16 protein-coding genes and 1 pseudogene are annotated in these 19,094 nt (G+C 69.1%); 7 read left to right on the forward strand and 10 right to left on the reverse strand.

Features of this window, described 5'->3' with window-relative positions:
* Positions 1-15: 15 nt before the first annotated feature.
* Entirely contained in the window at positions 16-1,815 is a 1,800-nt protein-coding gene (locus tag ACZ50N_RS15650; protein ID WP_464475656.1) for an AMP-dependent synthetase/ligase, read from the forward strand.
* On the opposite strand, the gene ACZ50N_RS15655 is transcribed toward ACZ50N_RS15650, so the two are convergent.
* From ACZ50N_RS15655 to ACZ50N_RS15670, 4 genes are all read right to left on the reverse strand, one after another.
* On the reverse strand, positions 1,812-2,957 hold the full coding sequence (locus ACZ50N_RS15655) for a glycosyltransferase family 4 protein (RefSeq protein ID WP_464473240.1): 1,146 nt from the start codon (positions 2,955-2,957) through the stop codon (positions 1,812-1,814). The genes ACZ50N_RS15650 and ACZ50N_RS15655 overlap by 4 nt on opposite strands.
* Positions 2,954-3,772 (reverse strand): peptidase, encoded by an 819-nt coding sequence (locus ACZ50N_RS15660; RefSeq protein ID WP_464473241.1) that lies wholly within the window; start codon positions 3,770-3,772, stop codon positions 2,954-2,956. Before ACZ50N_RS15660 ends, ACZ50N_RS15655 begins: the two co-directional genes overlap by 4 nt.
* On the reverse strand, positions 3,741-4,883 hold the full coding sequence (gene ripC, locus ACZ50N_RS15665; protein ID WP_464473242.1) for a peptidoglycan hydrolase RipC: 1,143 nt from the start codon (positions 4,881-4,883) through the stop codon (positions 3,741-3,743). The genes ACZ50N_RS15660 and ripC overlap by 32 nt, the downstream gene beginning before the upstream one ends.
* Positions 4,884-5,035: 152 nt before the next feature.
* On the reverse strand, positions 5,036-5,317 hold the full coding sequence (locus ACZ50N_RS15670) for a hypothetical protein (RefSeq protein ID WP_046366377.1): 282 nt from the start codon (positions 5,315-5,317) through the stop codon (positions 5,036-5,038).
* Between the two features lie 117 nt (positions 5,318-5,434).
* Between ACZ50N_RS15670 and ACZ50N_RS15675 the strand changes: the two are divergent.
* Positions 5,435-7,237: pseudogene (locus ACZ50N_RS15675) on the forward strand (DEDD exonuclease domain-containing protein); the annotation flags it as partial.
* Here ACZ50N_RS15675 and trpD read toward each other — a convergent pair.
* Positions 7,175-8,257 (reverse strand): anthranilate phosphoribosyltransferase, encoded by a 1,083-nt coding sequence (gene trpD, locus ACZ50N_RS15680; protein WP_236694067.1) that lies wholly within the window; start codon positions 8,255-8,257, stop codon positions 7,175-7,177. The pseudogene ACZ50N_RS15675 and the gene trpD sit on opposite strands and share 63 nt — an antisense overlap.
* A gap of 68 nt (positions 8,258-8,325) precedes the next feature.
* Between trpD and ctaE the strand changes: the two genes are divergently transcribed.
* The 4 genes from ctaE to qcrB are packed head-to-tail and all read left to right on the forward strand — an operon-like array spanning position 8,326 to position 12,720.
* On the forward strand, positions 8,326-8,937 hold the full coding sequence (gene ctaE / locus ACZ50N_RS15685; RefSeq protein WP_073685159.1) for an aa3-type cytochrome oxidase subunit III: 612 nt from the start codon (positions 8,326-8,328) through the stop codon (positions 8,935-8,937).
* Between the two features lie 47 nt (positions 8,938-8,984).
* Positions 8,985-9,797 (forward strand): cytochrome bc1 complex diheme cytochrome c subunit, encoded by an 813-nt coding sequence (gene qcrC / locus ACZ50N_RS15690; RefSeq protein WP_046366380.1) that lies wholly within the window; start codon positions 8,985-8,987, stop codon positions 9,795-9,797.
* The gene (gene qcrA / locus ACZ50N_RS15695; RefSeq protein ID WP_046366381.1) at positions 9,794-11,014 is read left to right on the forward strand and encodes a cytochrome bc1 complex Rieske iron-sulfur subunit; all 1,221 of its coding nucleotides are present in this window, start codon (positions 9,794-9,796) and stop codon (positions 11,012-11,014) included. Before qcrC ends, qcrA begins: the two co-directional genes overlap by 4 nt.
* Complete coding sequence (gene qcrB / locus ACZ50N_RS15700; RefSeq protein WP_046366382.1) at positions 11,011-12,720, forward strand: cytochrome bc1 complex cytochrome b subunit; 1,710 nt, start codon at positions 11,011-11,013, stop codon at positions 12,718-12,720. Before qcrA ends, qcrB begins: the two co-directional genes overlap by 4 nt.
* A gap of 86 nt (positions 12,721-12,806) precedes the next feature.
* Here the strand turns inward: qcrB and ACZ50N_RS15705 are convergent, their stop codons facing one another.
* The 4 genes from ACZ50N_RS15705 to ctaC all read right to left on the reverse strand — a co-directional run bounded on the left by ACZ50N_RS15705 (position 12,807) and on the right by ctaC (position 15,925).
* Entirely contained in the window at positions 12,807-13,412 is a 606-nt protein-coding gene (locus ACZ50N_RS15705) for a DUF2561 family protein (RefSeq protein ID WP_464473243.1), read from the reverse strand.
* 5 nt (positions 13,413-13,417) lie between these two features.
* Positions 13,418-14,284: an MmpS family transport accessory protein gene (locus tag ACZ50N_RS15710; protein WP_073685412.1), complete on the reverse strand. Its 867-nt coding sequence runs from the start codon at positions 14,282-14,284 to the stop codon at positions 13,418-13,420.
* A gap of 178 nt (positions 14,285-14,462) precedes the next feature.
* Positions 14,463-14,882, reverse strand: coding sequence for a cytochrome c oxidase subunit 4 (locus ACZ50N_RS15715; protein WP_046366537.1), 420 nt, complete (start codon positions 14,880-14,882; stop codon positions 14,463-14,465).
* An 8-nt stretch (positions 14,883-14,890) separates the two neighbouring features.
* Entirely contained in the window at positions 14,891-15,925 is a 1,035-nt protein-coding gene (gene ctaC, locus ACZ50N_RS15720) for an aa3-type cytochrome oxidase subunit II (protein WP_046366536.1), read from the reverse strand.
* A 168-nt stretch (positions 15,926-16,093) separates the two neighbouring features.
* On the opposite strand from ctaC, the gene asnB reads away from it, so the two are divergent.
* Complete coding sequence (asnB, locus tag ACZ50N_RS15725; protein ID WP_464473244.1) at positions 16,094-18,025, forward strand: asparagine synthase (glutamine-hydrolyzing); 1,932 nt, start codon at positions 16,094-16,096, stop codon at positions 18,023-18,025.
* Here the strand turns inward: asnB and ACZ50N_RS15730 are convergent.
* Positions 18,022-18,996, reverse strand: coding sequence for a carbohydrate kinase family protein (locus ACZ50N_RS15730; RefSeq protein WP_046366534.1), 975 nt, complete (start codon positions 18,994-18,996; stop codon positions 18,022-18,024). The two genes, asnB and ACZ50N_RS15730, sit on opposite strands and share 4 nt — an antisense overlap.
* Positions 18,997-19,094: the final 98 nt, after the last annotated feature.

The following is a 19,094-nucleotide window of genomic DNA, read 5'->3' on the forward strand; positions in this document are numbered from 1 at the left end:
GAGAGGGCATTCATCGTGCGCGAGTACACCGAACCGGCATCGTTCACCATCGGCGAACACGACAACGTGGCGGCCCCCGTCTACGCGCACGAGAAGAGCGACCCCGACCACGTGATCTTCCAGCGTCTGGTCGGCGGTCGGTGGACGGATGTGACCTGCCGCCAGGCCGCCGATCAAATCCGTTCGACCGCAAGGGGTTTGATCGCAAAGGGCGTGCAGCCAGGCGACCGGGTCGCGGTGCTGTCGGCCACCCGCTACGAGTGGGTGATCCTCGACTACGCGATCCTGTCGATCGGCGCGGTGACGGTTCCCATCTACGAGACGTCGTCCGCCGATCAGGTGCGCTGGGTGCTCGAGGACTCCGGTGCAGTGCTGGCCTTCGTGGAGACCGACGCGCACGCGCAGATGGTCAAGGAGCTGCATGCCGGCCTCCCCGACCTACGGACAGTCTTCACGATCGACGCGGCCCCGTCGGCGCTCGACGCACTGGCCGAGGCCGGCGCGGCCACCGACGCCGCGGAGGTCGATCGCCGGCGCGACGCCATCGCCTCCAGCGATCCCGCGACGCTGATCTACACGTCGGGCACGACCGGCCGACCCAAGGGTTGCCAACTCACCCACGCCAACCTGCTGTCCGAGACGCGAGGCGCGACCCACTGCTTCCCCAGCCTGCTGCGCAAGGGCGGCCGGCTGCTGGTGTTCCTGCCGCTGGCTCACGTGCTGGCGCGGGCCCTGTCGATGACCGCCTTCGCCAACGGTGTCACCATCGGCTACACCAGCGACATCAAGAACCTGGTGCCGATGTTCGGCCAGTTCAAGCCGACGGTCATCGTGTCGGTTCCCCGGGTGTTCGAAAAGGTCTACAACACCGCTGAACTCAACGCCAGCGACAGCGGCAAGGGCGCGATCTTCGCCCGTGCCGCCGAAACCGCGATCGAGTGGAGCACAGCGCAGGACACCGGCGGGGCCGGCCTGCTGCTGCGCGCCAAGCACGCGCTGTTCGACCGATTGGTCTACGGGAAACTGCGGGCGGCGATGGGCGGGGACTGCACGGCGTCGATCTCCGGTGGTGCACCCCTGGGAGCGCGACTGGGCCACTTCTACCGCGGCATCGGTCTGACGATCTACGAGGGCTACGGCCTGACCGAGACCAGCGCGGCGATCACCGCCAACCGGATCGGTCAGTTGAAGGTCGGCACCGTCGGAAAGCTGTTGCCCGGCAACAGCATGGCGATCGCCGAGGACGGTGAACTGCTGGTGCGCGGCGGAGTGGTGTTCGACGGCTACTGGCGCAACGAGACCGCGACCGCCGAGGCGATCGTCGACGGCTGGTTCCACACCGGGGACCTCGGCAGCGTCGACGGTGACGGGTTCCTCTCGATCGTGGGCCGCAAGAAGGAGATCATCGTGACCGCCGGCGGCAAGAACGTCGCCCCCGCGGTGCTCGAAGATCAACTCCGTGCCCATCCGCTGATCAGTCAGGCAATGGCCGTCGGCGACGCCAAGCCGTTCATCGGGGCGCTGATCGCGATCGATCCCGAGGCGTTCGAGGGGTGGAAGCAGCATCGCGGCAAGCCGGCGGGGGCGTCGGTGGGCGAGTTGGCGCACGACCCCGACCTGACCGCCGAGATCGACGCCGCGGTGAAGACCGCCAACAAGGCGGTGTCGAAGGCCGAGGCGATCCGCAAGTTCACGATCCTGCCGGTCGACTTCACCGTCGAGACCGGTGAGCTCACCCCGACGCTGAAGGTGAAGCGCAAGGTCGTCGCCGACAAGTTCGCCGCGGAGATCGAGGCGCTCTACTCCAAGGACTAGAGCAGCCGCGCCAGGCGCGCGGCCTGCATCTGCCACTGCCAGTTCTCGACGGCCCAGGTGCGGCCGGCGGCGCCCATCGCCGCGGCCCTGGTGCGGTCGGCGAGCAGATCCCCGACCGCCGCGGCGATCGCACCGACGTCCCGGCCGTCGACGACCAGCCCGGTCTCGCCGTCGACGACGGTCTCCGGCGCCCCACCCGAGCGGCCGGCCACGACCGGCACGCCGGTCGCGGATGCTTCGAGGTACACGATGCCCAGCCCCTCGACGTCGAGGCCGGCACCGCGGGTGCGGCACGGCATCGCGAACACGTCGGCCATGGCGTGGTGGTCGGGCAGTTCCTCCCCCGGCACCCCGCCGGTGAACACCACGTGCTCGGCCACCCCGAAGCTGTGGGCCAGCCGCTGCAGCGAGGTGCGGTAGGGCCCGCCACCGACGATCACCAGTGCAGCGCCGGGAACCCGGTCCCGGATCGTCGGCAGCGCCCGGATCAGCATGTCCTGCCCCTTGCGCGGCACCAGTCGCGAGACGCACACCACCACGGGCCTGTCGCCGAGGCCGTATCGCGCGCGCAGTTCGGCGCGGGCCACCTCGTTCGGGGCGAATCGCTCGACGTCCACACCGGGCGGTACGTGTTCGAGGGCGGCGTCACGGCCGAATGCCGAGGCGAACCTGCGTCGGGTGTAGGAGCTGATGTAGGTCACCACATCGGTGTCGTTTCCGATGCGGCGCAATGCCGTTCGCGCCAGCGGCAGCATCGACCAGCCGACCTCGTGTCCGTGCGTGCTGGCGATGACGCGGCGTGCCCCGGCGGCGCGCGCCAACGGCGCGAGCAGCGCGAGCGGTGCTGCCGCACCGAACCAGACGGTGTCGACGTCGCGCTCGGCGATCAGGCGGCGCATCCGCCACGCCACGCTCGGCTCGGGCAGCATCAGCGTCGTCGGGTGACGTACCACCTGGTAGCCCGACGCCGCGGCCACCGCGTCGTAGTCCTCGGCGCCCTTCCAGGTGGGGGCGTAGACCGTCAACGCGTCCACGGCGGACCCGGGCGTTGCGACGAGATGGTCGACGAGCGCCTCCAGGTAGGACTGGATGCCCCCGCGACGCGGCGGAAAGTCATTGGTGACGAGCAGGACCCGGCTCATCCGGGTAGGTCGATCCCGAGCTCTGTGCGCACCGCGGTGGCGGCGTCCGGATGGCCGGGCGCGCACGCCGTGACGTAGAGCTCCCGCAGCCGGTGTGGGCCGTAGGTCTGCGCGACGAACGTGGCGAATTCCCATGCCCGGTCATACGCCTGTGACCGCCCGGGGCCCGGCGTGGCGAGCTCCGTGTCCGTGGGTAACCGCGCGGGCACCTCGACCCTGCCGGCCGGAGCGGGCCGCCCGACATAGTCGGCGACGCCCTCGGTCAGCCACACCGGCGCATCCGCGGCCGTCGTTGCACGCGCCGCGTAGTGAAAGAGTTCGTGGCGCAGCACGATTCGCAGATCATCGGCGTCCATGGCGCTCGCCGCCGGGGAGAACGTGATGCGCTCGGCGGTGGTGGTGGCAGCGGTGTCGGACCCCGCCCCGGCCAGCGCGGCGAACTGCTCCGGCGAGCTGGTCACGACGACCGGGATGTCCCTGGGCCACTGCGGCCCCCAGAACGCCGTCACGGCCTGCTCGGCGGCGGGGAGTTCGGCGGAGATCCGGTCGAGCAGCGATGCGGCGCTGCCGCCGAGGTCGATCAGTTGGGCGCGGCGACCGTCCGGCGTGGTGAGAGTGCGCAGCGCCGGGGCGCCGGCCGAGGGCTCGCTGGCGGTCTGCTGGGGCGCAGCCGCCAATGCCGGCGCACCGGGAGCGGTCGGGTAGGCACCGCCGATCACCAGGACGGCACAGAGAGCTTCGGCGCCCAGCAGCGCGGCGAGGCGATGCCGGGAGCGGGCCCGATCAGTAGCGGCGGACGTTGTAGATCGGCGCATTGTCCACCGGAGCGACTCGCACCGGCGTGCCGTAGGTGGACGCATGCACCATCATGCCGTCACCGATGTAGATGCCGACGTGTGAGGCATCGGAGTAGTAGGTGACGAGATCGCCGGGCTGCATCTGGTCGCGCGACACCGGCTGACCGCCTGCGGCCAGCGCCTGGCTGGAGTGCGGCAGTGAGATCCCCGCCTGCTGGAAGGCCCACATCACCAGACCGGAACAGTCGAAGGCGCTCGGACCGGCAGCGCCCCACGAGTACGGCGAGCCGATGCGGCTCAGTGCCGCCTGGATCACGGTGGTCGCTTCGGGAGATCCCGGCGGGGCGACATCGCCGGGCGGGATCACTCCTGGCAACGGCGGTGCAGGCGGCGCGGCCAGAACGGCCGGGTCCTGGCCGGGTGCCGGCGGGGCAGGTGCCGCGGGAGCCGGCGGAACGGGTGGGGCAGGCGGCATGGCGGCCAACGCCTCACGCTGAGGCGGGGTCAACGTGTCGTACTGGGACTTGACGACGGCGATCTGCACCTGCAGCTGGCTCTGCTTCGACTGCAGGTCGGCACGCACCGCGGCGGCCTGCTCGGCGGCTGTCTTGGCTTCCGAGGCCGACGCCGCGGAGGCCTGCTCGGCAGCCTCGGCCTGCTTGCCGACCTCGAGATACCGCGACATCTGCGCCGACATCTCGTGGGCCATCATGCGCTGGATCGACAGCTGGTCGATCAGGCCCTGCGGCGACGACGCCGTCAGCATGGCCTGAACACCGGACGGCCGCCCACCCATGTACTGGGCGGCGGCCAGGTCGTTGACCTTCTTCTGGAAGTCGGCGAGTTGCGTCTTCGCGGAGTCCACCGCCGCAACATCGTTGGCGTGCTTGACTTCTGCGGCCTGCTGGATCTCGAGCTTCTTGTTCAGGTCGAGCTGCGCAGAGTGCATGGCCTCCGTCGTCTGCTCGGCTTGGCGCGACAGCTCGTTGAGCTTGGTCAGCGCATCGCTGGCCGGGTCGGCGTACCCGGTACCGGCGGCGAGGGCGCCAATGACGGCCACTGAGGCCAGGGCACTGATTGCGGGTCGCCAGAAACGGCTGATGCTCCGATGCGCGCGGTCGAGCGTCAAGATTTATGCGTCCTTCAACTGCCGTAACGAGCCGTCTCGAACTCTCTTAGGTCTCAGACAGGTTACGAAACGGCATCGGCCTTGTCCAACAGGAGACGCAAATTTAACAGTTGCTCCTGTGAAAGATGGGACAGCGGTGACGCCGGGTGTCCTCAGGCAACGCCCGGCGTCCCGTGCCGATGCAGCGGCACCAGCCTCAACCGCGGCGCCAGGCCCACGTCAGCCAGTGCTTCCAAGGCGCGTTGCTCGTCTACCAGCAAAGTTTCGGGAATTCCGAGAAGCACGCTGACGACGCAGTCCTGACAGCCCGGTCCGCGCACTGCGCAGTCGTCGCAGTCGATGGTCAGCGTTTCGGAATCGGCGCCAGTATCGGCGCCGGGATCTCCGGTGTCCTCGTCCTGTCGTGCCTGGTCGTGTGCCTCGTGATAGCGCATGCTCTGTCCTCTCGGTCGCAGTCGAGGGCACGGTATCGACAGCGACCGACAAGTCCTGATCGCGCGACTCCGCGTGGCTGCCGAGGACTTGTCGGCCCGTCGTCCTACGGTCTGCGCATGGGTCAGCTGAGCTTCGCCGACGTCGATCCGGCGGCCGACCTGACGCTGCGCGAGACCACCTTCGTCGTCGTCGACCTGGAGACCACGGGAGGGCGGTCCAGCGGCGAGCGGCACGACCAGATCACCGAGATCGGCGCGGTGAAAGTACGCGGGGGCGAGATCCTCGGCGAGTTCGCCACCCTCGTCGACCCGGGGCGGGCCATCCCACCGCAGATCGTCGCGCTGACGGGCATCACGACCGCGATGGTGTACGACGCGCCGCGCATCGAGGAGGTCCTGCCGGCGTTCCTGGAGTTCGCCCGCGGCGCGGTGCTGGTCGCCCACAACGCCGGCTTCGACATCGGGTTCCTGCGTGCGGCCGCCGAGCGCAACCACATCGCCTGGCCCAAGCCGCCCGTGCTGTGCACGGTGCGGTTGGCGCGCCGGGTCCTGACCCGTGACGAGGCGCCCAGCGTGCGCCTCTCGGCGCTCGCGCAGCTGTTCGGCGCTGCCACCACACCCAACCACCGGGCGCTGGCCGATGCCCGCGCCACCGTCGACGTGCTGCACGGCCTCATCGAGCGGGTGGGCAACCAGGGCGTGCAGACCTACACCGAGCTGCGGTCCTACCTGCCCGACGTGACCCCTGCGCAACGCCGCAACCGCCACCTGGCCACGTCTGTGCCGCACGCACCCGGGGTGTACCTGTTTCGCGGACCGTCGCAGGAAGTGCTCTACGTGGGCACCGCGAAGGATCTGAGACGCCGGGTCAACCAGTACTTCAACGGGGCGGACCCCCGCACCCGGATGAAGGAGATGGCATCGCTGGCGACGGGCGTCGACCACGTCGAGTGCGCCCACGATCTGGAAGCCGGCGTCCGCGAACTGCGCCTGCTCGCCGCCCACGCACCCCCGTACAACCGCCGCTCGAAGTTCCCGCACCGCTGGTGGTGGGTGGCGTTGACCGACGAGGCCTTCCCCCGCTTCTCGGCCGTCCGCAGCCCGCGCACCGAGCACGCCATCGGGCCGTTCCGCGCCCGCGCCGACGCCCTCGACGCGGCCGCCCTGATCGCCAGGTTCACCGGCATCCGGACCTGCACCAAACGGATCTCGCGCAGCGCCGTGCACGGCTCTGCATGCCCTGACGTCGAGGTGTCCCCCTGCCCCGCCGAGCGAGGACTGGGCGCCGCCGACTACGCCGCCGCTGTCGCCGCCGCTCACGCACTGATCGACGGGCACAGCGGCCAGGCACTCAGCGCGATGCTGGCCCACATCGACGATCTGGCGCAGCGGCACCGGTACGAGACGGCGGCCCGGATGCGGGACCGGGCGTCGGCGACCATCGACGTGCTCTGGCGCGGTCAGCGGCTGCGGGCGCTCTCGGTGATCGGCGAGCTGATCGCGGCCCGCCCCGACGGTGAGCGCGGCTGGCACCTGGCCGTGATCCGGCACGGCCAACTCGCCGCCGCCGGGGTGGCACCCCGCGGCGTCCCACCGATGCCGGTGGTGGATGCACTGTGCGCCGCCGCGCAGACGGTGCTGCCCAGCGCCGCGCCCCACGGCGGCGCGCTGATCGAGGAGATCGCGCTCATCGCGCGATGGCTGACCCACCCGGGCGTGCGGATCGTGCGCACCAGCTCCGAATCCGAGGACGGCTACTGCTCACCGATCGGCGCCGCGGGGCGCTGGGCGGCGTGGGCGGCGTCGGCCCGCTCGGCCCGCGTCGCAGCCGTTCAGCTCGACGAGCAGCTGGCCGCCTCAGAGCTCCTGGGTGAACCGGGCCCAACGCGAGAGCAGCTGTTCGGCCGCCCCGGAGTCGATCGCCTCCTTGGCCCGCGCGAGCCCGGACTCCCACGCGGGAACCCACTTGGCGTCGCTGGATAGGCCGGCGTGAGCCACCAGCGCACCGGCGGCGTTGAGCAGCACGGCGTCGCGCACCGGGCCCGTCGCCCCGCCCAGCACCGCGCGCGCTTCGGCCGCGTTGGACTCGGCGTCCCCGCCGACCAGCTCGGAGATGTGCGCGCGGGCGAAGCCGAATGCCGCCGGGTCGAATCGCAGCCGGTCCACGGTGCCCGCCTGCACCCGCCAGATCGTGCTGGTCGTCGTGGTGGTCAGCTCGTCGAGGCCGTCGTCGCCGTGCACCACCAGCACGCTGGAGCCGCGGGTGGCGAACACCTCGGCCATCACCTCGGCCAGCTCGGCCCACGCACAGCCGATCAATCCGGCCCGCGGTCCGGCCGGGTTGGTGAGCGGGCCGAGCAGGTTGAACACCGTCGGGACGCCGATCTCGCGGCGCGCCACCCCGGCGTGTCGATACGAGGGATGGAACTGGGGGGCGAAGGCGAACCCGATGCCGACCTCGGCGACGCAGCGCGCGACGTCCTCGGGCCCCAGATCGATGCGCACCCCGAGCGCCTCGAGCGTGTCCGCGCCCCCCGACAGCGACGTCGCCGCCCGGTTGCCGTGCTTGACCACCTTCACTCCGGCGGCGGCCACCACGATCGACGCCATCGTCGACAGGTTCACGGTGTTCGCGCCGTCCCCACCCGTGCCCACCACATCGACGGTGTCGGTGCCGAACGTCTCCGTCGGCACCCGATGGGCGTGTTTGAGCATGATGTCGGCGAGCTCACCCACCTCGGCCGAGGTGGGCTTCTTCATCTTCATCGACACGCCGAAACCGGCGATCTGCGCCGGCGTGGCGGCGCCGGTCATGATCTCGTCCATCGCCCACGCCGCCTGCCCCGGCAGGAGGGACTGATTGGTGGTCAGTCGGCCGAGGACCACCGACCACGTCGGAGCGGCCACAGACGGGTCGTGCGCAGCAGAAGCAGGAGTCACGACGCGATTATGACGAATTGCTCGACCCGGGTGGAGTTAGACAACTACAAAGCGTCATACTTGCACCTGTGACGAGCGCTGTAGGGACTTCGGGAACCGCCATCACATCGCGAGTGCATTCGCTGAACCGTCCGAACATGGTCAGTGTTGGCACGATCGTGTGGCTTTCCAGCGAGTTGATGTTCTTTGCTGGCCTGTTCGCGATGTACTTCACGGCCCGCGCCCAGGCTCAGGGTGACTGGCCCCCGCACCCCACCGAGCTGAACCTCTACCTCGCAGTGCCGGTGACGCTGGTGCTGATCGCCTCGTCGTTCACCTGCCAGATGGGGGTGTTCGCAGCCGAGCGCGGCGACGTCTTCGGTCTGCGCCGCTGGTACCTGCTGACCTTCGCGATGGGCGCCTTCTTCGTCGCCGGCCAGGGCTACGAGTACTACCACCTGGTGCACGAGGGCACGACGATCCCGGGCAGCGCGTACGGCACCGTCTTCTACCTCGCCACAGGCTTCCACGGCCTGCACGTCATCGGTGGTCTGGTGGCGTTCATCCTGCTGCTGTTGCGCACCCGGATGAGCAAGTTCACGCCCGCACAGGCGACCGCCGCGATCGTGGTCTCGTACTACTGGCACTTCGTCGACATCGTCTGGATCGCCCTGTTCGCCGTCATCTACTTCGTCCGATGACGGAATCGACGACCACGCCGGGCAGCCCGAAGAAAAGAAGGGGTTCGATGACAAGCAAGTCCAAGCGCCGGTTGCGCCGGCGCGTCTCGGCGGCACTGTTGCTGCTGATCGGACTGGCAGTGGCCGGCGGCCTGGCGGCCACGTTCACGCCGACGCCGCAGGTTGCGGTCGCCGACGAGTCGGCCTCGGCGATGCTGCGCACCGGAGAGCAGCTCTACGACACCGCATGCATCACATGCCACGGCGCCAACCTGCAGGGTGTGGCCGACCGCGGACCGAGCCTCATCGGTGTCGGCGAGGCCGCCGTGTACTTCCAGGTGTCGACGGGCCGCATGCCCGCGATGCGCGGTGAAGCCCAGGCCATGCGCAAGGACCCGGCCTTCGACGAAGCACAGATCGACGCACTCGGCGCGTACATCCAGGCCAACGGCGGCGGCCCCGTCGTCCCGCGCGACGAGAACGGCGCGATCGCCTCGCAGTCGCTGATCGGCAACGACGTCGCCCGCGGCGGCGACCTGTTCCGGCTCAACTGCGCGTCGTGCCACAACTTCACCGGCAAGGGCGGCGCCCTGTCGTCGGGCAAGTACGCGCCCGATCTCGGTGAAGCTGCAGCGGTGCCCGCGCAGGTCTACACCGCGATGCTGACCGGCCCGCAGAACATGCCGAAGTTCTCCGACCGGCAGCTCTCCCCCGAGGAGAAGCGCGACATCGTCGCCTACGTCAAGGAAGCGGCCGAGACGCCGACGCCGGGCGGTCTGGGACTGGGCGGCTTCGGCCCCACCTCTGAGGGCATGGTCGCGTGGATCGTCGGCATGGTGGCCATCATCGCGGCCGCCCTCTGGATCGGAGCACGAGCATGAGCGAAGCCACGGGAACCGGGACCGGCACGGAGAAGGGCACCGACTCCCCGGGTCAGACAGGTGAGTCCGGGCAGCCGACCGACGCCCAGCTCCGCGAGATGTCGCAGGAGGAACTCCTCGAACTCGGCGGCAAGCTCGACGGTGTCGAGATCGTCTTCAAGGAGCCCCGCTGGCCCGTCCCGGGCACCAAGGCCGAAAAGCGCGCCGAGCGCACCGTCGCGTATTGGCTTCTGCTGGCCGGTGTTTCGGGTCTGGCGCTGCTGCTGATCTTCTTGTTCTGGCCGTGGGAGTACAAGCCGTTCGGCTCCGAGGGCGAATGGCTCTACGCGCTGGCGACGCCGCTGTACGGCCTGACGTTCGGCCTGTCGGTTCTTTCCATCGGTATCGGCGCGGTGCTGTTCCAGAAGAAGTTCATCCCCGAAGAGATCTCGATCCAGGACCGCCACGACGGCGCCTCCCCCGAACTGCACCGCCGGACCGTGGCAGCCAACCTCGGCGATGCGCTGGACGGCTCGACGCTCAAGCGGCGCAAGCTGATCGGGCTCTCGCTGGGCATCGGGTTCGGCGCCTTCGGGCTCGGCACGCTGGTCGCGTTCCTCGGCGGTCTGATCAAGAATCCGTGGAAGCCCGTCGTGCCGACGGCCGAGGGTATGAAGGCCGTGCTGTGGACCTCGGGCTGGACGCCGCGCTTCACGGGCGAGACGATCTACCTGGCCCGCGCAACCGGCCAGCCCGGTGAGTCTCCGTTCGTCAAGATGCGCCCGGAGGACATCGACGCGGGCGGCATGGAGACCGTGTTCCCGTGGCGCGAATCCGACGGCGACGGCACCACCGTCGAGTCCGAGCACAAGCTCACCGAGATCGCGATGGGTGTGCGCAACCCGGTCATGCTCATCCGCATCCGGCCCGGCGACATGTCGCGCGTGGTGAAGCGGCAGGGCCAGGAGAGCTTCAACTTCGGTGAGCTGTTCGCTTACACGAAGGTGTGCTCGCACCTGGGCTGCCCGTCCTCGCTGTACGAGCAGCAGACCTACCGCATTCTGTGCCCGTGCCACCAGTCGCAGTTCGACGCGCTGCACTTCGCCCGGCCCATCTTCGGTCCGGCGGCCCGCGCGTTGGCGCAGCTACCGATCACCATCGATCAAGAGGGCTACCTTGTAGCTAACGGTGATTTCATCGAACCCGTCGGACCGGCATTCTGGGAGCGCAAGTCATGAGCCCACGACCCAACATGGCCGAGATCGCCGCCAAGCAGGGCGACGCCATCGACTCGCGGTACCACCCCTCGGCTGCGGTGCGCCGCCAGCTGAACAAGGTGTTCCCCACCCACTGGTCGTTCCTGCTCGGTGAGATCGCGATGTACAGCTTCATCGTGCTGCTGCTCACCGGCGTGTGGCTGACCCTGTTCTTCGATCCGTCGATGTCGCACGTCACCTACGACGGCGTCTACCAGCCGCTGCGCGGCGTCGGTATGTCGCGGGCGTACGAGACGGCGCTCGACATCAGCTTCGAGATCCGCGGCGGTCTGTTCGTCCGGCAGGTGCACCACTGGGCGGCGCTGCTGTTCGCGGCATCGATCATGGTCCACCTGGCCCGCATCTTCTTCACCGGCGCGTTCCGCCGCCCCCGCGAGGCGAACTGGGTGATCGGCTCGCTGCTGCTGATCCTCGCGATGTTCGAGGGCTTCTTCGGCTACTCGCTGCCCGACGACCTGCTCTCGGGCACCGGCATCCGTGCGGCCCTGTCGGGCATCACGATGGGCATCCCCGTCGTCGGCACCTGGATGCACTGGGCGTTGTTCGGCGGTGACTTCCCGGGCGAGATCCTGATCCCGCGCCTGTACGCGCTGCACATCCTGCTGATCCCGGGCATCATCCTGGCCCTGATCGGCGTGCACCTCGCGCTGGTGTGGTTCCAGAAGCACACCCAGTTCCCCGGCCCCGGACGCACCGAGACCAACGTCGTCGGCGTGCGCGTCATGCCGGTGTTCGCGGTCAAGTCCGGCGCGTTCTTCGCCGTCACCGTCGGCATCCTCGGCCTGATGGGCGGTCTGCTGCAGATCAACCCGATCTGGGTGCTGGGGCCCTACAAGCCATCTCAAGTGTCGGCGGGTAGCCAGCCCGACTTCTACATGATGTGGACCGACGGCCTGATCCGGCTGTGGCCGGCCTGGGAGTTCTACCCGTTCGGCCACACCATCCCGCAGGGCGTGTGGGTGGCCGTCGGCATGGGCGTGATCTTCATGCTGCTGATCGCCTACCCGTTCCTGGAGAAGAAGTTCTCCGGTGACGACGCCCACCACAACCTGCTGCAGCGCCCGCGTGACGCACCGACGCGTACCGCGATCGGGGCGGCGGCCATCTCGCTGTACATCCTGCTGACCTTCGCGTGCATGAACGACATCATCGCGCTGAAGTTCCACATCTCGCTGAACGCGACGACGTGGATCGGCCGCATCGGCATGGTCGTGTTGCCTGCGATCGTGTACTACATCGCCTACCGCTGGGCGGTGTCGCTGCAGCGCAGCGACCGTGAGGTGCTCGAGCACGGGATCGAGACGGGCATCATCAAGCGGCTGCCGCACGGTGCCTACATCGAGCTGCACCAGCCGTTGGGTCCGGTCGACGAGCACGGCCACGCCATCCCGCTCGAATACCAGGGTGCAGCTCTGCCCAAGCGCATGAACAAGCTGGGCTCGGCCGGCGCTCCCGGTTCGGGCAGCTTCCTCAGCGCGGACCCCGCGTCCGAGCGTGATGCGCTCGCCGAGGCGGCGCATGCGGCCGAGCACCGGGCCATCACCGCGCTGCGGGAGCGGGTCGGCCACAACGGCTCGAACGGCCACGGCTCGAACGGCCACGGCTCCAACGGTCACGGTTCGTCGAACGGCCATTCCAACGGGTCATCCGACAACGGTCACCACTGACCGATCACGTACGAAGAAACAACCGCCCCGGCTTCGGCCGGGGCGGTTGTTTTTCTGTGTGCTCGCAGACCGCTGTCAGGCCGCTGTCAGGCTTCGTCGGAATGGCTGCGCAGCTCGCGCAGGAAGTACACCGGGAGGCCGATCATGGCGGCGGTGACGACGCCGGCGGCGCCGTAGAAGACCCAGGACGCCACGTCGCTGTCGACGGCCATCAGGTAGGTCGCCGTGCCGATCAGCACGTACGCGACGCCCATCGCGCAGCCGATCGAGGCGGCGCAGCGCAGCGTGAGCTGTTCGACGACGGGCGAAACGGACCGGCTGGGGGCGGCGACCGCCGAGGCCGGCGCGACGGCGCGGATCTTCTCGGTGGGCGCCTCGGTCACCCGCGGCGCCGCGCTCCCCTGCCCACCGGCCGGGGCCGCCGGGCGCGGAGCGGGCGCGGCGTCACCGCGCGCGTCGCGGCGGGCCCGCAGCAGCAGCGGTACCGCGGCGATGATCACCGCCGCCGACACCCCGATCACGACATAGAGGAACCAGGGCGTGCCGGAGTGCCCGGAGGAGGCGGTGTGGCCGCTGCCGAGGTCGACGAGTGCCACCGTCGCGGCGACACCGGCCCCCAACGCGGCGAGCCAGGCGGCAGCGCAGCCGCCGAGCAGGATGCGATCCGTCCGGTCCGGAATGTAGGTCGTCATACCGGCTAGCAGTTGGTCTGGGCGGTGTTGTTGGTGTTCGAGGACAACACCGTGCCGTCGCTGGTGGTGATTGAGCAGTTCAGCCGGCTGACCAGGAACAGGCTGGACGCCTGCACGGAGCCGACCTCGGACTGGGAGATCGGGGTGACGGTCAGCGACCACGGGATGTAGACGTTGCGCTGGGTGCGGCTGCGGCCGGAGGCATCGGTGTAGGTCACCGTGATGATGTCGCCGGGCGCCTTGGTCCCTGTCACGGAATAGGTGACCTGACGTGGGCCCGACCGCGTGGTGGTGGTGGGCGGTGGGGGCGGTGCCTCGGTCGTGGTCGGCGGAGGCGGCGGGGGCGGCGCCTCGCTGGGGGGCGGTTCCGGAGGTGGCTCGGTCACCGTCACGGTCTCCGGCGGGGGCGGAGGCGGTTCCTCGGTGGTCGGCGGTGGAGGCGGCGGGGGTGGCGGCGTCGTGGTGGTGATCTCGTCCTGGACGGGAGGCGGCGCGCTGGTGGTGGTCTCCGGCGTCGCGAGGTTGTCGGTGTCGGTGCGGGTCACCAGAACCGACACCGACACCACCAGCGCGATCGCGGCGACGATCGCGACGACACCGACCACCCAGGGCCAGCGTGGCGGCTCGGGGGTCTCCCCCGCCTCGGCGGCTGCGTCGTAGTTGTCGTAGTCGTAGGGCGACGATTCCGCGGGGACGTACGCGGGCGGGACGAATTGCTCGGATTCGGGCGCGGAGTACGCCCGCGAGTAGTGGTCGGTGGCCTCGGTCCCGGGAGCACCGGGGTCGCTGTCCGGGGTGAGACCCGACACCTCCTGCGTCGGTTCATCGGCTGGAGACCGGTCGCCCGGCTCGTCGCCTCTAGGCCCGCTCATGTGCGTCAATCCTTCTCAGCCGGCTTCTCGGGCTCCGGTCACCGCCGATGGCGGCTCGCGGTGCGCCGGCAACACTACCCAACGGCGACGCCGCGAACAGGGGCAGGAAGACCGTCGCCGGGCAACTCATGCCGGATTGTGACCTTGCCCGGGCCGCGGCGCCGACAGACGTCGGCGGCTAATGCTTCTCGGGCCCGGTGTGGTACTCGAAGACCAGGCCGGACACCGTGGTGAGCACGAAGCAGACACCGGCGACGATCAGCCACGGCAGCCACATCGCCATGCCGACCGCGGTGATCGACGCGGACAGCGCGATCATCACCGGCCACCAGCTGTGCGGGCTGTAGAAGCCCAGTTCACCGGCGCCGTCAGCGATCTCGGCGTCCTCGTAGTCTTCGGGTCGGGTGTCCAACCGGCGTGCGACGAAGCGGAAGAACGTGCCGGTGATCAGCGTCAGACCCGTGGTCAGAGCAAGCGCCGTGGTACCGGCCCACTCCACCCCGCCGGTGGCGAACAGCGCGGTGAGCACCGCGTACACCACTGTCGCCAGCGCGAAGAACGCCGTGAGGAACTCGAACAACCGGGCTTCGATGTGCATCTGCTGTCCTACCTGCTCGCCTGGGGCGCCATGGGTGCCTGCTCACCGCGGCGCGTGTCGAACGGCTTGGTCGTGGTCGCGACCGGTGACTGGTTGATCGCCTGCAGCGCCTCGGCGTTGGTCTTGCCGGCGATGCGCTGATCCATGTAGGCCTTGAAATCGTTGGGCTCCACGACGCGCAGCTCGAAGTTCATCATCGAGTGGTAGGTGCCGCACATCTCGGTGCAGCGGCCCACGAAGGCGCCGGTCTGGTTGATCTCGCTGACCTGGAAGATGTTGTCGGAGTTGTTCGCCTTCGGGTCCGGCAAGACGTCGCGCTTGAACAGGAACTCCGGCACCCAGAAGCCGTGGATCACGTCGGCCGAGGCGATCTGGAACTCGATGCGCTTGCCGGCCGGCACCACCAGCACCGGGATTTCCTCCGACGAGCCGAGTGTCTCGACCTTGTCGAAGTTCAGGTAGGTGCGGTCCTCGGGGTTGAGGCCGCGGATCGCGCCGACGCGCTCCTCGCCGTTCTCGTAGGTGCCCTCCGGCTTGGAGGTCATGGCCTCTTTGCGTGCGTTGTCGACGCCGTCGTAGGTGAAGGTGCCGTCACCGAAGTTGATCTTCTGGTAGCCGAACTTCCAGTTCCACTGGAACGCGGTGACGTCGACGACGACCTCGGGATTGGGGTCCTTGTGCAGCATCTTCTCCTGCACGACGACGGTGAAGTAGAAGAGCACCGAGATGATGAGGAACGGGGTGACCGTCAGGGCCAGCTCGAGCGGCATGTTGTAGCCGAACTGGCGGGGCAGCTCCTGCTCGCCCTTCTTCTTGCGATGGAACACCACGGTCCAGAACAGCATGACGTAGACGATGGCGCCGACGACGAGCGCGGCGATCATCGAACCGATCCACAGTTCACGGTTCGCGTGAGCTTCCGGGGTGATGCCCTTGGGCCATCCCAGGGCGAGAGCATCGGACCAGCTGCATCCGCTGAGCAGGACCGTCGTCCCTCCCAGGAGCAGGGACAATGCCACCAACTTCAGGCCGCGAGCGGGCACGTTGGCGCCTCCTACCAAGTCGATCGACCGCCGGACGGTCAGACGGCTGCATTGAATACTACGCAGCGTAGACCACGCTTCCCGAGCAGTTCCATGCGACCGGGCCAATGTCAGGAGTTGCTCCCGCCGCTTTCGGGGGCACGGCGGTGGATCAGACATACTGACGCCGTGTGCGGACTGCTGGCGTTGGTGACCGATCCTGCCCATGAGGTCTCCCCCAGCCTCGTCGACGCCGTGTCGGGCGCCAGCCATCTGATGCGTCACCGAGGCCCTGACGAGCCCGGCACCTGGAACGACGACCGCGTGGTCCTGGGGTTCAACCGCCTCTCGATCATCGACATCGCCCACAGCCATCAGCCGCTGCGGTGGGGACCGGCCGAGGCGCCGGAGCGCTACGCGCTGGTGTTCAACGGTGAGATCTACAACTATCTGGAGCTGCGGGAGGCGCTGCGCGCCGAGCACGGGGCGGTGTTCCACACCGACGGTGACGGTGAGGCGATCGTCGCCGCCTATCACTACTGGGGCGCCGAGGCTCTCGGCCGGTTGCGGGGCATGTTCGCGTTCGCGCTGTGGGACACCGTCAGCGAGGAACTGTTCTGCGCCCGGGACCCGTTCGGCATCAAGCCGCTCTACATGGCCACCGGGCCGGGTGGCACCGCTGTCGGCAGCGAGAAGAAGTGTCTGCTCGACGTCGCCGGCCAGTTGGGCATCGATCTGAGCATCGACGAGCGCGCCGTTCAGCACTACACCGTGCTGCAGTACGTGCCGGAGCCCGAGACACTGCAGCACGGCATTCGCCGGCTGGAGTCGGGCAGCTGTGCGCGTGTGCGCCCCGGCGGCACAACCGAGGTGACGCGTTATTTCACCCCGCGATTCGCCCCGGTGGCTTTCGTGGCGGGACGCGAGCAGTCGCGCTACGACGAGATCACCGCGGTGCTCGAGGATTCCGTGGCCAAGCACATGCGCGCCGACGTCACCGTCGGGTCGTTCCTGTCGGGCGGCATCGACTCCACGGCCATCGCGGCGCTCGCGATGCGGCACAACCCGCGGCTGATCACGTTCACCACGGGTTTCGAGCGGGCCGGCTTCTCCGAGGTCGACGTCGCGGTCGCCTCGGCCGAGGCGATCGGCGCCCGGCACGTCACCAAGGTCGTCAGCCAGGCCGAGTTCGTCGAGGCGCTGCCCGAGATCGTCTGGTACCTCGACGAGCCGGTCGCCGACCCGGCGCTGGTGCCGTTGTTCTTCATCGCCCGCGAGGCGCGCAAGCACGTCAAGGTGGTGCTCTCGGGTGAGGGTGCCGACGAGTTGTTCGGCGGCTACACCATCTATCGGGAACCGTTGTCGTTGAAGCCGTTCGACTATCTGCCCCGCGGCGTGCGCAAGTCGGTCGGCCGGATGGCCGGGCCGCTGCCCGAGGGGATGCGGGGCAAGAGCCTGCTGCACCGCGGCTCGCAGACGCTGGAGGAGCGCTACTACGGCAACGCCCGCAGCTTCTCCGACGCGCAGCTGCGCGCGGTGCTGGCGCGGTTCCGCCCGGAGTGGACGCACACCGACGTCACCGCGCCGGTGTACGCGCAGTCGGCGGGCTGGGATCCGGTGGCGCGGATGCAGCACATCGACTTGTTCACGTGGCTGCGCGGCGACATCCTGGTCAAGGCCGACAAGATGACGATGGCGAACTCGCTGGAGCTGCGGGTGCCGTTCCTGGACCCCGAGGTGTTCGCGGTCGCCTCCCGGCTGCCGTATGAGGAGAAGATCACCCGGGCGACGACGAAGTACGCGCTGCGCAAGGCGCTGGAGCCGATCATCCCGCCGCATGTCCTGCACCGACCGAAGCTGGGCTTCCCGGTGCCCATCCGGCACTGGCTGCGCGCGGGCGAGCTGCTGGACTGGGCGTACACGACGATCGCGGCCTCAGGCGCCGGCGATCTGATCGATCTCGTGGCAGTACGGTCGATGCTCGACGACCACCGCGCGGGCGGCGCCGATCACAGCCGCCGACTGTGGACGGTGCTGATCTTCCTGCTGTGGCACGCGATCTTCATCGAGGGCAGCGTGACGCCGACGATCAGCGAGCCGACCTACCCGGTCCAGCTCTAGCCGAGCGCCTGGGCGATCTCGCGGCCTGCCTCGTCGCCGTAGGCATCGGTCAGCCGCGTGATCGCGTCGTCCCGATCCCACGTCCACTCCTGCGGACCGGGCGCCTCGAGCACCAGCGTCGCCACCAGCGAGGCCAGCTGCGCGGCCCGCTCCAGCGGCAGCCCCGCGTCGCGGCCGGTCAGGAAGCCCGCACGGAACGCGTCGCCGATACCGGTCGGATCCTCACGACGCCGCTCCGGCACGACGTCGACGTGGACGAACGTCCCGTCGCGGCCCACCAGGTCGACGCCCTTCTCCCCCAGCGTGGTGACGCGCAGCTGGATCTGCTGCATGACCTCGGCCTCCGACCACCCGGACTTCTGCAGCAGCAGGTCCCACTCGTAGTCGTTGGTGAACAGGTAGGTGGCGCCGTCGATCAACCGCCGGATCTCGTCGCCGGACAGGCGCGCCAACTGCTGGCTCGGGTCCGCGGCGAACGACAGCCCCAGCGCCCGGCATTCCTCGGTGTACAGGAACATCGCCTCGGGATCGTTGGCGCCGATGATCACCAGATCCGGTGTGCCCGTGCGCGTCACGACGTCGGCGAGCTTGATGTTGCGAGACTCCGACATCGCGCCGGGATAGAACGACGCGATCTGCGCCATGTCCTCGTCGGTGGTGCACACGAACCGCGCGGTGTAGGCGGAGTCGGACACCAGAACCGCGTCGCAGTTCACGCCGGCCCCGGTCAGCCACTCACGGTAGTCGTCGAAGTCGGCGCCGACGGCGCCGATCAGCGTCGGGCGGCCGCCCAGCACGCCCATCGCGTAGGCCATGTTGCCGGCGACACCGCCGCGGTGCATCACCAGATCGTCGACGAGAAAGCTCAGCGACACCTTCTGCAGGTGGTCGGCCAGCAATTGCTCGGAGAAGCGGCCGGGGAAGCGCATCAGATGATCGGTGGCGATCGATCCGGTCACGGCAATGGTCACGCAGTCACACCCTTCGTGAAGTCGTCAGACACCCTAGCTGGGCCCCGCCGTCGCTCTCTTCGCCGGCCGGGGCAGCCTGCGCACGTGCGCTAACCTGC

It is taken from the genome of Mycolicibacterium obuense, from assembly GCF_055397605.1.